This window comes from Microbacterium sp. VKM Ac-2923 (assembly GCF_022815605.1).
GTDB lineage: Bacteria > Actinomycetota > Actinomycetes > Actinomycetales > Microbacteriaceae > Microbacterium.
Genome location: NZ_JALGRP010000006.1, coordinates 210,333 through 225,053, shown reverse-complemented (window position 1 = coordinate 225,053; position 14,721 = coordinate 210,333). Strand labels below are relative to the sequence as shown.

The window sequence follows — 14,721 nt, the reverse complement described above, 5'->3', positions numbered from 1 at the left end:
CGAATGGCGAGTCAGGACTGGTTCGACAAGGACTTCTACAAGGTCCTCGGCGTCGACAAGAGCGTCAGCGCGGCCGATCTGAAGAAGACCTACCGCAAGCTCGCGCGGCAGTACCATCCCGACTCGAACCCGGGAGACGCGAAGGCCGAGGCGACCTTCAAGGAGATCAGCGAGGCCTATTCGGTGCTGAACGACCCCGAGCAGCGCGAGGAGTACGACCAGATCCGGGCCATGGGCTCGGGGGCGCGCTTCTCGGCTCCGGGAACGGGGGGCGGCGGCGGCTTCGACGATGTCTTCAGTCGGTTCGGTCAGCAGCGCGGTGGCGGGCAGCCGCAGCCCGGCTTCGAGGACATCTTCTCGATGTTCGACCAGCAGGGTGGCGGCTTCGGCTCGGGCCGCTTCGGTCAGACGACCGGGGGGTTCCGCGGTTTCGGCGGGCCGCAGCGCGGGTCCGATGTCACCGCACGGACGACGATCGACTTCGTGACCGCGGCCAAGGGCGAGACCATCACCCTGCAGGGCGAGGACAACGTGCCCTTCAAGGTGAGGATCCCGGCCGGCGTCTCCGACGGCCAAAAGATCCGCCTGCGTGGCCGGGGCCGGAAGTCGCCGGACGGCGGCGAGAACGGCGACATCGTCGTGACCGTCGCAGTCCGCCCGCATCCGGTCTTCTCGCGCGACGGTCAGAACCTGCGCGTGACGGTCCCCGTGACCTTCACCGAGGCCGCCCTCGGTGCGACGATCGAGGTGCCCACCCTCGGCGGTGATCCGGTGCGGCTGCGCGTCGCCCCCGGCACCCCGTCGGGCCGCGTGCTGCGCGTCAAGGGCCGAGGCATCGAGTCGACCAAGGGGGCGGGCGACCTGCTCGCCGAGGTTCAGGTCGCCGTCCCCGCGCACCTGGATGACGCCGCGCGCGAGGCGCTCGAGCGGTTCCAGGCGCTCCAGCCGAAAGAGAACCCCCGCGCCGACCTCATGGCCAAAGCGCGATAGAACAGCAGCAGTCGGGTTCCCGGCATCCGCACGCGAGGATGCCGGGAACCCACCGCCGACACGACGAAGGGAGAGACCGTGCCCGAGAGGGAGATCGACGAAGATGCACCGATCTTCGCCATCGCCGCCGCGGCGGAGTTGTCGAACATGCACCCGCAGACGCTGCGACAGTACGACCGGCTCGGTCTCGTCGTGCCCGCGCGCACCCAGGGCGGGTCGCGTCGGTACTCGAGCCGTCACGTGCGCCAGTTGCGCGAGGTGGCACGGCTGTCGGGTGAGGGGATGAGCCTGCCCGCCATCGCACGCCTGCTCACCCTCGAGCAGCAGGTGCACGATCTCGCCCGTCGAGTGAACGATCTCGAACGTCAGCTCACGATCGAACGCCAGTCGCGTCCCGGAGCCCGCGTCTTCGCGGCCGGGGCCACCGGGTCGGTCGTGACCCTCCGCCACGGCGCCCGCGTGCGCCGCGCCACCGACATCGTGCTGTGGCGTCCACGCGACATGCACGGCGACTGATCCGTCTCCGGATGCCGGATGCCGGGGTTCCGGTGGCGTCGACAGGTTCAGCACCCTGGGGCGCGGACATCCGCGGCCGCCGCCTCGCCCGGCGCACACGGACAGGTCCCTGAGCTCGTCGAAGGGACCGGATGCCCGTGCGGTCGCCGGCTACGACAGTCTCAGCCACCGCGGGCGGGGAGGTCCCGGGACCGGTCGAAGAGACCGCCCGCCGCCGGGGTCAGGCCGGATCGAGCCGCAGGACCGTCGGCGATTCTCCGACCTGCAGATCGTCGACGACGCGAACCGTCCGCGCCACGGCATCCACGGCCCCGATGATCGTGCCGAAGCGCTCCCGGTCGGAGCAGACCGCCGTCACCGTGACGAAGTGCGAGCCCGTGTCCCACGTGTACGTCGCGAACGGCGGCGTGCGCGGGTCGCTGGGCAGGGGCATCGCCAGCTTCTCGCCGACTCCGAGGAAGGGGTTGGGGAACGACTCCGTGTCGTCGTACTCCATCGGCATCATGGCCCGGGCGGTGCGCGCCTGCGGCGTGGCCTCCTGAAGCTGAGCCATCACGACCAGCAGTTCCGGGTCGCCCTTCCACACCCACACGAGCACGCGGCCCGCGGCACGGCGCATCAGCAGAGGAGCGGCCTGGCTCAGAATCCAGGCGAACGCCCCACCGCCGGGCCGAGCGGCCGCCCCGGTGGCTTGATTCGCCTGGCTCAGCAGCATGCCGATCGCCGCCTTGCGGTGGCGGCGACCTCGGAAACCGAGCGATCCGGTCACGGGCACCCAGCGGTCGGCGGGGGCGTCGGCCTGCAGTCGGGACATGCTCCCAGCCTACGATCCCGGTCCCTGCGGGGCGGATACCGGGGCGGCGTTCGCGACCAGAGAACGCTCCCAGGGCGCAGGGGGTCGCCGGTGTCGGAGGTTGGTGACAGTCTGTAATCCGCGGCCACCGCGACCGCGATCGATCCGTTCTGGAGGCGCCGTGCTCGGCAAGATCCTCATCCGCTACCTCTCCCGGTATCGGTGGCTGCTCCTCGCGCTCCTGGTCTTCCAGTTCGTGGCGGCCATGGCCTCGCTGTACCTCCCTCGCTTGAACGCCGACATCATCGACCAGGGTGTCGCGCGCGGTGACACGGCTTTCATCTGGTCCCAGGGATCGATGATGCTGGGCATCTCGCTCGGCCAGATCGCGGCATCCGTCATAGCGACGTACTTCGCGGCCCGTGCGGCGATGGCTGCCGGTCGCGACATCCGTCGAGACATCTTCGAGAAGGTCAGCGATTTCTCCGAACGCGAGCTGTCGCAGTTCGGGGCCGGATCGCTCATCACCCGCAACACCAACGACGTGCAGCAGGTGCAGATGCTCGCGATGATGGGTGCGACCATGCTCGTCAGTGCTCCGCTGCTGGCGATCGGCGGCATCTTCATGGCCCTGCAGCAAGACGTCGGTCTCAGCTGGCTGATCGCCGTCTCGGTGCCCGCGCTCCTGATCGCCGCGGGCCTCATCATCGCGCGCATGGTGCCTCTCTTCCGCAGCTACCAGTCCAAGCTCGACGGCGTGAACCGCATCATGCGCGAGCAGTTGACGGGTGTCCGCGTGGTGCGCGCGTTCGTCCGCGAGCGCATCGAAGAAGAACGATTCCGCGGCGCCAACACCGACATCATGATCGTCGGGCGCAAGGTCGGCTCGCTCTTCGTGCTGCTCTTCCCCCTCGCGATGCTCGTGCTCAACGTCACCGTCGTCGGCGTGATCTGGTTCGGTGGCATCCAGGTGGATCAGGGCGGCGTGCAGATCGGCACGCTCTTCGCCTTCATGCAGTACGTCGCGCAGATCCTCATGGGTGTGCTCATGGCCAGCTTCATGACGGTGATGATCCCCCGTGCCGCCGTGTCGGCCGAGCGCATCGGCGAGGTGCTCGACAGTCACTCCACCCTCGAACGCCCTGCCAACCCGGTGAGCGTGTTCCCCCAGCGTGGGGCCATCGAGTTCGACGACGTCGCCTTCGCCTACCCGGGCGCCGAGTCGGCCGTGGTGTCGGGCATCAGCTTCGCCGCGCGACCCGGCGAGACCGTCGCGATCGTCGGTTCCACCGGCGCGGGCAAGACCACGCTCATCTCGCTCCTGCCGCGACTCTTCGACGTCACCGCGGGCGCCGTCCGCGTCGGCGGGGTCGACGTGCGCGAAGCCGATCTCGACGCGCTGTGGAAGAGCATCGGGCTCGTCCCGCAGCGGCCCTTCCTCTTCAGCGGCACGGTGGCATCCAACCTCCGCTTCGGGCGGGAGGACGCCACCGACGACGAGCTCTGGCACGCCCTCGAGATCGCGCAGGGCCGTGACTTCGTCGAGGCGATGGAGGGAGGTCTCGGCGCGCGCATCGCCCAGGGCGGCACGAACGTGTCCGGGGGACAGCGTCAGCGCCTCGCCATTGCGCGGGCGATCGTGCATCGACCGGCCGTCCTCGTGTTCGACGACTCCTTCTCCGCGCTCGATCTCAGCACCGACGCGCGGCTCCGACAGGCGCTCTGGCAGGAGTTGCCCGAGGTGACCAAGATCGTCGTCGCGCAGCGCGTATCCACCATCACGGGGGCCGACCGCATCGTCGTCCTCGAAGAAGGACGCCTCGCCGGTGTCGGTACCCATGAAGAGTTGCTCCAGTCCAGCAACACGTATCGCGAGATCGTCGAGTCGCAGTTGGGGGTGGAGGCATGAGCACCACGGACGCACTCACCGAAGAAGAGCGGGCAGAACTCGAGCTCGCCGAGCAGGCCCGGCTGAACTCCGGCGACTGGGACAGCGTGGCGCCCGGCAAGGCCTCGAACTTCGGGCCGAGCTTCCGACGGCTGATCGGGCTGTTGCGGCCATACGCCGCGGCGTTCTCATTCGTCTCGCTTCTCGGTGCGATCGGAGTCGTGCTCGCCGTCCTCGCGCCGCGCGTGCTCGGCGACGCCACCAACATCATCTTCGAGGGCGTGGTCTCGAAAGGATTGGCCGAGCAGTTCCCCGCGGGCACCTCGCAGGCGGACGTCGTCGAAGCTCTCCGTGCGGCCGGCCAGGGAGACATCGCGAACATCGTCGGCGCGATGAACAACTTCTCCGTCGGCGCGGGAGTCGATTTCGACGCCCTGCGCACGGTGGTCGTGGCGGTCCTCGCGATCTACGTCGGGTCCTCTTTCCTGTCGTGGATCCAGGGCTACGTCATCAACGTCATCATGGTGCGCACGATGTGGCGCCTGCGAGAAGACGTCGAGGCGAAGATCAACCGCCTGCCGCTGTCGTACTTCGACAAGGTGCAGCGAGGCGAGCTGATCTCCCGCGTCACGAACGACATCGACAACATCACGCAGACCATGCAGCAGTCGCTCTCGAGCGCGCTGACCTCGGTTCTGACCGTCATCGGTGTGCTCATCATGATGTTCACGATCTCGTGGCAGCTCGCGCTCGTGGCCCTCGTCTCCCTGCCGCTGATGGCTGTGATCTTCGGCGTCATCGGGCCCAAGTCGCAGAAGGCGTTCGGCGAGCAGTGGAAGAAGGTCGGTCGGCTCAACGCCCGCGTCGAGGAGTCGTTCTCGGGTCACGCCCTCGTTAAGGTGTACGGCCGCGAGAAAGACGCCCGCGAACAGTTCGAGGTCGAGAACGAAGAACTCTTCCAGGCCAGCTTCCGGGCCCAGTTCCTCTCCGGCATGATCATGCCCGGCATGATGTTCGTCGGTAACCTCACCTACGTCGGGATCGCCGTGCTCGGCGGACTCATGGTGGCCGGCGGTCAACTGCGGCTCGGCGATGTGCAGGCCTTCATCCAGTACTCGCAGCAGTTCACCCAGCCGCTGTCGCAGCTGGGCGGCATGGCCGCCGTGGTGCAGTCGGGTACCGCCTCGGCCGAACGCGTCTTCGCCCTGCTCGACGCCGACGAGCAGGACCCGGATGCGGCCGATGCTCCCGCCCACGTCGACGGTCGTGGTGTGATCGAGTTCGAGAGCGTCCGTTTCGCCTACACGCCCGAACGTCCGCTCATCACCGACCTGTCGTTCCGCGTCGAGCCCGGCCAGACCGTCGCCATCGTCGGCCCCACCGGTGCGGGAAAGACCACGCTGGTCAACCTGATCATGCGGTTCTACGAGCTCGACGGAGGCCGCATCCTGCTCGACGGGCAGGACATCGCCGACCTCCGCCGCGACGACGTGCGCTCTCGCACGGGCATGGTGCTGCAAGACCCCTGGCTGTTCGCGGGTACGATCCGCGACAACATCCGCTACGGCCGCGAGAGCGCAACCGACGACGAGATCGTCGAGGCCGCCGTCGCCACCCGCGTCGACCAGTTCGTGCACTCGCTCCCCGACGGCTACGACACCGTGCTCGACGAAGACGCTGCCAACGTCTCCGCGGGGGAGAAGCAGCTGATCACCATCGCCCGCGCGTTCGTTGCCCGGCCGTCGGTGCTCATCCTCGACGAGGCGACCTCGTCGGTCGACACGCGGACCGAGCTGCTGCTGCAGCAGGCGATGGCAGCCCTCCGAGAGGGGCGGACGTCGTTCGTCATCGCGCACCGTCTGTCGACGATTCGCGACGCCGACCTCATCCTGGTGATGGAGCACGGCGACATCGTCGAAAAGGGCACGCACGACGAGCTCATCTCCGCCGGTGGCGCGTACTACCGCCTCTACCGTTCGCAGTTCGAGCAGGCGGCGTCCGACCTCGATGCCGTCGAGACAGAGGCCGAGCGTTCGGTCGATCCGCGGCACGCGTCGGCCGCTGACGACTCCGTGGTCGTCTCGGCGATGGCGGCCGCGGCATCCGAGGTCCACGCCCCCGCGGGCACCGACGGTCCGCCGCGGCCCGCCCACGGCTCGCCCCTACCCGACAGCCGGATCGACGGCGAGGGCTAACGCATGCACGGCCGCATCCACTGACGAGCCCGTCCGGCCGTGCGCCGGGCGGGCTTCGTCGCGTCTGGAACAGGTAGGTCCGTCGCGGGGCCGTCGCCGTCGCCGGCGCCTGCACAGGGTCGTCGCCGGAGGGGGGGGGGGGGGGGTCACTGGCGCGGGCGTCGTCGCCGAGGGGGACCTCGTCGCGGCGGGGTGGGCAGTGCTCCGGTTTGGGGCGCCATCCGCTGTTCGGGGCGGAAAGCTCTCGCCCCAGAGAGCGAGACGCGCCCCAAACCAGGGCCCACCACCCCGCCCGTCCCCGCCGGGCGCGCATCTCGCGGCGCCGCACCGTCTCGCCGCTCCGGTGCCGCGCCCGGCGATCCCCTCACCCTGGGGACGCTCGCCGAGGCCGCAAAACCCGCTCGGGTACAGTGGACGGCGCATCACCCGCACCGCGCGACCCGACCGCCGCATAGATAGGCCTCACCCCTCGTGACCACTCCTGCGACGCCCGCCGACCAGTCTGCGCCGGCCGCGTCGACCGAGACCTCCGGCGACTCCGAGGCGGCGAAAGCTCCCGACCGTCCGCTCCGCATTCTCATCGGCGCAGACACCTTCCTGCCGCATGTCAACGGCGCCGCGCGCTTCGCCGAGCGCCTGGCTGCCGGACTCGTCGCCCGCGGCCACGACGTGCACGTCGCGGCTCCGGCCGTCGATCGCCGAGGCGCGGTGTCGGCGGTCGAGACGATCGAGGGGCAGCCGCTCTCGATGCACCGGCTTCCGGCGTACCGCTTCCTGCCGCACGACTGGCTCACCTTCGTGCTGCCGTGGCGGTCGAAGCATTACGCTCGCCTGCTGCTCGACGAGATCAAGCCGGACGTCGTGCACATCCAGTCGCACATCATCATCGGACGTGGACTCGCGCGCGAGGCGCGCAAGCGCGGCATTCCCGTCGTCGCGACCAACCACGTCATGGCCGAGAACATCCTCGACTTCACGACCCTCCCCGATTTCCTCGACCGCATCTTCGTCAAGCTCGCCTGGGCCGATGCCGAGCGCACGTTCAAGATGACGCGCGCAGTCACCACGCCCACCCGCAAGGCGGCCGATTTCCTCGAGTCGACCATCGACATCTCGGGCGTCATCCCGATCTCGTGCGGCATCGATCGCTCGAACTACCGCCCCGACCTCAGCCCTCGGGACGCGCACCGCATCCTCTTCGTCGGCCGGCTCACCACCGAGAAGCACATCGACGTCGTGCTCGCAGCCCTGTCGCAGCTGGACCCCGGCCTCGACGTCACCTTCGACGTCGTCGGCGGCGGCGACCAGCGCGCCAAGCTCGAGGCTCTCGCGCAGCAGTTGGGGGTCGCCTCCCGCGTGACCTTCCACGGACACGCCTCGGAAGACGACCTTCGCACGCTCTACTCGCGCGCCAGCGTGTTCGCCATCGCGTCGATCGCCGAACTGCAGTCGATCGCGACGATGGAGGCCATGGCCTCCGGGCTGCCGATCGTTGCCGCCGACGCCGTCGCCCTGCCGCACCTCGTGCACCACGGCGAGAACGGCTACCTTTTCACGCCCGGCGATGCCGATGAGCTCGCTGCACGGCTGACCGACGTGCTCACCGCCTCGCCAGACGACCGGGCGCGCATGCAACAGGCGTCTTTGGATGCCGTCGCGGTGCACGACATCACCCGTACCCTCGACACCTTCGAGGCGTTGTACCGCGGCCGCCCGCTGCCGGAGTAGACGCGTGCACGTGGTGATGTTCGCCGACCAGCACCTCGAGTCGCTCGGCGGGGCGCAGGTGTCGATGCGTCTGCAGAAGAGATTCCTCGAGCGCGCCGGCCACGTCGTCACCGTCGTGGCTCCGCGCCTGCACCGGCCCGCCGCCCACGACGCCTCGTATCTGGACCTGCCTTCCCTCCCGATCACGGTCGACCGCGAGTACTCGCTCACCTGGCCGGGCGCCCGCACCGATCGATTCCTGGATGCCGAGATGGGGGCGCGTCTGCCCGTCGACGTGGTGCACGTGCAGGCCGATTTCTGGGGCGCGTTCGTCGGTCACCGCTACGCGGAACGCCACCGTCTACCCGTCGTGCACACCATGCACAATCGCGTCGACGTGGGCATCGAAGCCACCGCACCGTTCCCGGGCCTGGTGCTGCGCGCGCTCAATGCCTGGGCGCGGCGCGCGCTGCCGCGCGGGCGCACGGCTTCGGCGGTGGGGAGCGGCACCGCCCCGACCGGCGACGGCTGGGCCTTCCTCCGCCGGCTCGCCGGTCTGTCGCGCGCCGTGACCGCGCCTTCGGGCCACTTCGCCCGGCGTCTCGAAGAGCACGGGGTGGCGCCCTCGGTCGATGTGATCTGGAACGGCATCGACGACGACGCGCTCGATGCCGCCCTCGCGGCCGGGCCCACCAACCGTCGCCCGGGCCGTCCGCGCTTCGTCTGGCTCGGTCGCATGAGCCCCGAGAAGCGTCTGCTGCCCTTCCTCGACGCGGTCGCCGAGTCGGCGATCGACGCCGAGGTCGAGATCATCGGGGGCGGCGGCCAGCTTCGTGCCGCGCAGCGACTCGTCGAGCGCCGGGCGCCCGTGGCATCCGTTACCTTCTCCGGGCGGCTGTCCTACGCCGAGACACTCCGCCGGCTCGCCGACGCCGATGCCGTGGTGCAGACGTCGATCGGTTTCGAGACGCAGGGCATGACGGTGTTCGAGGCCGCCTCGCTCGGCACCCCCGCCGTCATCAGCGACCCCGACATCGGCGCCGAGCTCGGTGCGGGCACCTGGACGGTTCCGGATGCCACGGTCGCGGCGCTCGCGCAGACCCTCCGCCTCGCCGCCGACGACATCACCGCCGGGTCGCCGGTGACGCCCGATGCGAGCGTCGGGGAGCGATTCCGCCAGTCGTCGCGCACGGCGGCGATGGTCGCCGTGTACGAGCGGGCGGTCGCCGCGGGTCGGTGACCCGGTGGGTTTCGCGGCGGCTGGGCCTTGGTCGAGCGGGCGGTCGCCGCGGGTCGGTGACCCGGTGGGTTTCGCGGCGGTCGGGCCTTGGTCGAGCGAGCAGTCGCCGTGGGTCGATGACCCGATGGGTCTCACGCCCGCTCAGCCGGGGTTAGCGGGTGCGCAGCCCGTGGCGTGATGACGAGTCACTCCGTCCCCACGATCCGCAGCGGGGCGGTCGCCGACGAGGCCGACGGCAGGGCGACGTGCAGGGTCGGGCGGGCCGCTTCGACGCCGGGAGCGGCGTGCACAGCCCTCTCGCGCGAGCGGGTCGAGCGGGTCGAGCGGGTCGTGTGGGGCGACGACGACGCGACGCGCGACGGGTCGGTCGGGACGCGCCCGTATCCGTCGGTACGGACGAGCCACACGGTGCCGACGACGCCGGCGAGGGACAGGATGCCGAGAGCGATGAAGTAAGCCATGGCAGAAAAACTATGTCTAGAGGAATCATGCCCGCGAGTGGCATGATGGACGGTGTTCGTCAGATTTCTGCCACACACCGGAGGTACGCTCATGCGCTCTGTCGCCGTCGTCATCCAGCCCGGGTTCGCCCCCTTCGAGTTCGGCCTCGCGTGCGAGGCTTTCGGACTCGATCGCAGCGACGACGGCATCCCCAACTTCGACTTCCGCATCGTCGCCCCCGACCCGGGCGTCGTTCCCTCGAACATCGGCTTCTCGGTCAACGTCGAGTTCGGCCTCGAGGCGGCGGCTGATGTCGACATCCTCGTGCTCGCGCCGATCCCCCGCGCGCAGTGGGGCGCCGTCGACCCGCGCGTGATCGAGTCGGTCCGCGCCGCGCATGCCCGCGGTGCGTGGTTGCTCAGCGTGTGCAGCGGGTCGTTCGTCATCGCGGCATCCGGGGTCCTCGACGGAAAACGCGCAACGACGCACTGGCGGTACGCCGATGTCATGGCGCGCATGTACCCCGCCATCGAGGTCGACCCCGACGTGCTCTACGTGCAGTCCGGCAACATCATCACCAGCGCCGGCACGGCCGCGGGCCTCGACGCCTGCCTGCATCTGCTCCGGCAGGAGCTCGGCTCCGAGCTGGCCAACCGCATCGCGCGGCGCATGGTCGTCGCGCCGCAGCGGGACGGCGGTCAGGCGCAGTTCATCGCCTCACCCATCCCGATCGACGCGTCGCTCTCTCTCGCCCCGGTGACCGAATGGATGCTGCAGAACCTGGATGCCGAGCTGTCGATCGACCGCCTCGCCGCGCGCGCTCACATGTCGCCGCGCACGTTCGCCCGCCGCTTCAAGGCCGACCTGGGAGCGACGCCGGCGGCCTGGCTCGCGCGTCAGCGGCTGCTGCACGCCCAGCGCCTGCTCGAGGAGACCGACCTCGGTCTGGACCGGATCGCCGCCGAGTGCGGGTTCGGCTCAGCCGCGGTGCTGCGCCAGAATTTCGCGCGGACGATGGGACTCACCCCCACCGCGTACCGCGCGCGGTTCTCGTGCGCGGGCTCGGGCGGGATCGCCGAGGCCGATGTCGCGGCAGCGGAGGCCGTCCCGGCCTGAGTGCTGCGAGGGAGGGCTCGTTCCCCGGGCGGGACGAGCCCTCAGCGACGCTCCCGGCGGATAGCGCCCCGACGTCAGGAGTGCGCGGCGACGAAGGCGGCGTGATCGGCGCGGGCGAGGTCGGCGTAGGCGAAGGCCCAGTCGACGAGCGCCTCCGTCAGAACGCGACCCGACCCGACGTATCCCGCGATGTCGGCGGCATCCGGAGACTGCGCGTGGGCGCGGGCCAGGGTGACGGCGCACGCCTGCGCGTAGCGACGGAACGGCTTGTTCGACAGCTCGACCATCTCGATGCCTCCATTCATGTCGTGGAACTGCCGCACGTAGAAGTCGGCGTCGGTGCCGCGCACGTGGCCGAGGAAGGGGTCCGAGACGCCCTGCAGAACGCGCTGCAGGGAGACCACGCGCGCGCCCTCCCCGTCGGCCGTGACGAGGGCGACGAGCGAATCGGGCTGGCGGATGCCGCCGAACTGCTGCAGGACGCTGGGCCCTGCCTGCTTGCCCTGGAGCAGAAGTGCGTGTCCGTCTCCGTCCTGCAGAAGAAGCAGATAGCAGCGGGTGCCGACGCTGCCGACGCCGACGACGCGCCGGGCGATGTCGCTGAGGTCGTACTGTTCCAGCGTCAGGCGCACGTCCACGTTCGCCGAGGTGCGGTAGGCGCCGTCGACCGCGAGGACGCGGGCGGCGACCTCGGCGTCGACCGGCGTCATGGTCGGGGGCCTGTGGGTGAAGACGAGGCGGCCGGAGCCCGCATCGGCGGTCAGTCGTCGAACGGCGCGCGCGCCGGTGCGGCGTTCGGCATCCGCCATCGCACGCTGGAGGACCACGCGCGAGGCCCGGTCGAACGAGTCGATCACCTCGTGCGGGCCGAAGTGTTGGAAGTAGCGCTCGACGGGGTCCTGCTCGACGCGGGATCCGATCGCGCGAACGTACGCGCGCACCGTGGACGCGGCGGCATCCCGGACGACGGCGAGGTCGCGATCGGTCTCCGCCCCGGCGAGGACCACGCTGGTGACGAGGCGCTTGAGGTCCCACTCCCAGGGCGCCCACGCGGCCTCGTCGAAGTCGTTGAGATCGAACACGAGCGTGCGTTGGGGGGAGGCGTAGAAGCCGAAGTTCGCCACGTGCGCATCCCCGCAGGAGGCGACGTGGATGGGGGTCGAGGGGCTGCGGGCCAGGTCGGCCGCTTGAACGGCCGCGGAGCCCCGGTAGAAGGCGAAGGGGGTGGCCGACATCCGTTCGATGCGCAACGGAACGAGTTCGGGGATGCGTGCGGCGTTCTGCGCATCGAGGATGCCGAGCGGGTCGCGGCCCTCAACGGTGAGCAGGCCCAGATCGCTTCGCGGGGTGCGCTTCCGCGCCTCTCGGCCACGGGCGCGGCGTTCAGCGGTGGAAGGCGGCGGGTTCCACGGGATGTCCGGACGCGGCGCGGCGGTCTCAGGGGTGCTCACGCGCTCACCATAGACCTGCCGTTCCTCGGCCGTCGCGAGCTCGCGGCATCCATTGCCCGGCGGTCGCGCGAATGCTAAACTTGAGTCAACGCCGCTCAAGTTTGAGCGAGAGCGAACCCACTTTCAGGAGAACACATGAACGCCACTCAACAGCCGGGGCAGGAGGACGCGCGCAGCGCCCTCGAGCAGTTCGGCATCAACCTCACCGATCGGGCACGCCAGGGCAAGCTCGACCCCGTGATCGGGCGCGACGGAGAGATCCGCCGCGTCAGCCAGGTGCTCACCCGGCGCACCAAGAACAATCCTGTGCTCATCGGCGAACCCGGCGTCGGCAAGACCGCCGTCGTCGAAGGCCTCGCCCAGCGAATCGTCGCGGGCGACGTCGCCGAGAGCCTGAAGAACAAAGAGCTGGTCTCGCTCGACATCTCGGCGCTCGTCGCCGGCGCCATGTACCGCGGTCAGTTCGAGGAGCGCCTCAAGAGCGTCCTCAAAGAGATCACCGAGTCCGACGGCCGGGTCATCACGTTCATCGATGAGCTGCACGTTCTCATGGGCGCGGGCGGAGGCGAGGGTTCGGTCGCAGCCTCCAACATGCTCAAGCCGATGCTCGCCCGCGGCGAGCTGCGTCTCATCGGCGCGACCACGCTCGACGAGTACCGCGAGTTCATCGAGAAGGACGCCGCCCTCGAGCGGCGCTTCCAGCAGGTCTACGTCGGAGAACCCTCGGTGGAGGACACCGTGGCGATCCTCCGCGGCCTGAAGGAGCGGTACGAGGCGCACCACAAGGTCGCGATCGCCGACGCGGCGCTGGTGGCCGCGGCATCCCTCTCCAACCGCTACATCCCCGCGCGTCAGCTGCCCGACAAGGCCATCGACCTGATCGACGAGGCGGCGTCGCGCCTGCGCATGGAGATCGACTCGGCGCCGCTGGAGATCGACGAACTGCGCCGGCACGTTGACCGGCTCAAGCTCGAAGAGCTCGCGCTGAAGAAAGAGAAGGATGTCGCGTCGAAGGAACGGCTGGCGACCCTCCGCGAGACCCTCGCGGCCGAGCAGGCCAAACTCGACGACCTGCAGGCCCGCTGGGAGCGCGAGCGCGCCTCGCTCAACCGCGTCGGCGACCTCAAGACCCGCCTGGATGCCGCACGCGTCGACGCTGAGCGCGCCCAGCGCGAGGGCAACCTGGAGCGCGCATCTCGGCTGCTGTACGCCGAGATCCCGGCGCTCGAGCGCGAGCTCATGGCCGCCGAGCGCGAGGAGCCCGCGGGTGATCGCATGGTCAATGACCAGGTCACCGACGAGGACATCGCCGCGGTCATCGCCGCATGGACGGGCATCCCGGTGGGGCGTCTGCTGCAGGGCGAGACCGAGAAGCTGCTGCACCTCGAGCGCGAGCTCGGCAGGCGCCTGATCGGACAGCGGGATGCCGTGAAGGCGGTGTCCGACGCCGTCCGCCGCTCGCGCGCGGGCATCAGCGATCCGCACCGCCCGGTCGGCTCGTTCCTGTTCCTCGGACCCACGGGTGTCGGCAAGACCGAACTGGCGAAGTCGCTCGCCGACTTCCTCTTCGACGACGAGCACGCCATGGTGCGCATCGACATGTCGGAGTACGGGGAGAAGCACTCCGTCTCGCGCCTCGTCGGTGCCCCTCCCGGCTACATCGGCTACGAGCAGGGCGGTCAGCTCACCGAGGCCGTGCGTCGGCGCCCCTACAGCGTCGTGCTGCTGGATGAGGTCGAGAAGGCGCACCCCGAAGTGTTCGACGTGCTGCTGCAGGTCATGGACGACGGCCGCTTGACCGACGGCCAGGGCCGCACGGTCGACTTCACCAACGTCATCCTGATCCTGACCTCCAACCTCGGCTCGCCGATCCTGATCGATCCGACGATGTCGATGGATGCCAAGCGCGAGCAGGTGCAGGCGCTGGTGCGCCAGGCCTTCAAACCGGAGTTCGTGAACCGTCTCGATGACATCGTGATCTTCCAGGCGCTCAGCCAGGACGACCTCGCCCAGATCGTCGAGCTCTCCGTCGACGCCCTGCACAAGCGCCTTCGCGAGCGCCGGCTGACCCTCGCGGTCACCCCCGACGCCCGCTCGTGGCTGGCCGAGCGGGGCTACGACCCGGTGTACGGGGCGCGGCCCTTGCGGCGACTGATCCAGACCGAGATCCAGAACCGCCTGGCGATGGCCATCCTCGCCGGAACGGTGCGCGACGGTGACGTGGTGCGCGTCGACGTGGCCAGCGATGGCGACTCGCTCATGCTAGAGAGCGCGGGGCCAGCGGCTTCCGGTGACGACGACATCGCCGAGGCGGAGATCGTCGAGTAGCCACGACGAGGAAGGGGGATGCCGCGCGAGGGCGTGGCATCCCCCTCTCCGTGCGC

The 14,721-nt window shown here is 69.8% G+C and carries 11 protein-coding genes; 8 read left to right on the top strand and 3 right to left on the bottom strand.

The annotated features are described in order from the left end of the window. Positions 1 to 3 precede the first annotated feature (3 nt). Complete coding sequence (locus MT347_RS12155; protein WP_243501447.1) at positions 4 to 990, top strand: DnaJ C-terminal domain-containing protein; 987 nt, start codon at positions 4 to 6, stop codon at positions 988 to 990. Positions 991 to 1,068: 78 nt separating this feature from the next. Continuing rightward, the gene (locus MT347_RS12150; RefSeq protein ID WP_243501446.1) at positions 1,069 to 1,506 is read left to right on the top strand and encodes a heat shock protein transcriptional repressor HspR; all 438 of its coding nucleotides are present in this window, start codon (positions 1,069 to 1,071) and stop codon (positions 1,504 to 1,506) included. A gap of 220 nt (positions 1,507 to 1,726) precedes the next feature. Here the strand turns inward: MT347_RS12150 and MT347_RS12145 are convergent, their stop codons facing one another. After that, positions 1,727 to 2,320 (bottom strand): hypothetical protein, encoded by a 594-nt coding sequence (locus tag MT347_RS12145; protein ID WP_243501445.1) that lies wholly within the window; start codon positions 2,318 to 2,320, stop codon positions 1,727 to 1,729. A 160-nt stretch (positions 2,321 to 2,480) separates the two neighbouring features. Here MT347_RS12145 and MT347_RS12140 point away from each other — a divergent pair, with 160 nt between their 5' ends. From MT347_RS12140 to MT347_RS12125, 4 genes are all read left to right on the top strand, one after another. Continuing rightward, positions 2,481 to 4,208 carry an ABC transporter ATP-binding protein gene (locus MT347_RS12140; RefSeq protein WP_243501444.1) on the top strand — a complete coding sequence of 576 codons (1,728 nt, stop codon included), beginning with the start codon at positions 2,481 to 2,483 and terminating at the stop codon, positions 4,206 to 4,208. Further along, the gene (locus MT347_RS12135; RefSeq protein ID WP_243501443.1) at positions 4,205 to 6,382 is read left to right on the top strand and encodes an ABC transporter ATP-binding protein; all 2,178 of its coding nucleotides are present in this window, start codon (positions 4,205 to 4,207) and stop codon (positions 6,380 to 6,382) included. The genes MT347_RS12140 and MT347_RS12135 overlap by 4 nt, the downstream gene beginning before the upstream one ends. Before the next feature lie 471 nt (positions 6,383 to 6,853). Continuing rightward, positions 6,854 to 8,110 (top strand): glycosyltransferase, encoded by a 1,257-nt coding sequence (locus MT347_RS12130; protein WP_374206530.1) that lies wholly within the window; start codon positions 6,854 to 6,856, stop codon positions 8,108 to 8,110. Between the two features lie 4 nt (positions 8,111 to 8,114). After that, positions 8,115 to 9,329, top strand: coding sequence for a glycosyltransferase (locus tag MT347_RS12125; RefSeq protein WP_243501442.1), 1,215 nt, complete (start codon positions 8,115 to 8,117; stop codon positions 9,327 to 9,329). Between the two features lie 185 nt (positions 9,330 to 9,514). Here the strand turns inward: MT347_RS12125 and MT347_RS12120 are convergent, their stop codons facing one another. Further along, on the bottom strand, positions 9,515 to 9,790 hold the full coding sequence (locus tag MT347_RS12120) for a hypothetical protein (RefSeq protein WP_243501441.1): 276 nt from the start codon (positions 9,788 to 9,790) through the stop codon (positions 9,515 to 9,517). Between the two features lie 91 nt (positions 9,791 to 9,881). On the opposite strand from MT347_RS12120, the gene MT347_RS12115 reads away from it, so the two are divergent. Then, positions 9,882 to 10,886: a GlxA family transcriptional regulator gene (locus tag MT347_RS12115; RefSeq protein ID WP_243501440.1), complete on the top strand. Its 1,005-nt coding sequence runs from the start codon at positions 9,882 to 9,884 to the stop codon at positions 10,884 to 10,886. Between the two features lie 74 nt (positions 10,887 to 10,960). Here the strand turns inward: MT347_RS12115 and MT347_RS12110 are convergent, their stop codons facing one another. After that, complete coding sequence (locus MT347_RS12110; RefSeq protein WP_243501439.1) at positions 10,961 to 12,337, bottom strand: DUF2252 domain-containing protein; 1,377 nt, start codon at positions 12,335 to 12,337, stop codon at positions 10,961 to 10,963. Between the two features lie 135 nt (positions 12,338 to 12,472). Here MT347_RS12110 and MT347_RS12105 point away from each other — a divergent pair, with 135 nt between their 5' ends. Beyond that, on the top strand, positions 12,473 to 14,665 hold the full coding sequence (locus tag MT347_RS12105; protein ID WP_243501438.1) for an ATP-dependent Clp protease ATP-binding subunit: 2,193 nt from the start codon (positions 12,473 to 12,475) through the stop codon (positions 14,663 to 14,665). Positions 14,666 to 14,721 lie beyond the last annotated feature (56 nt).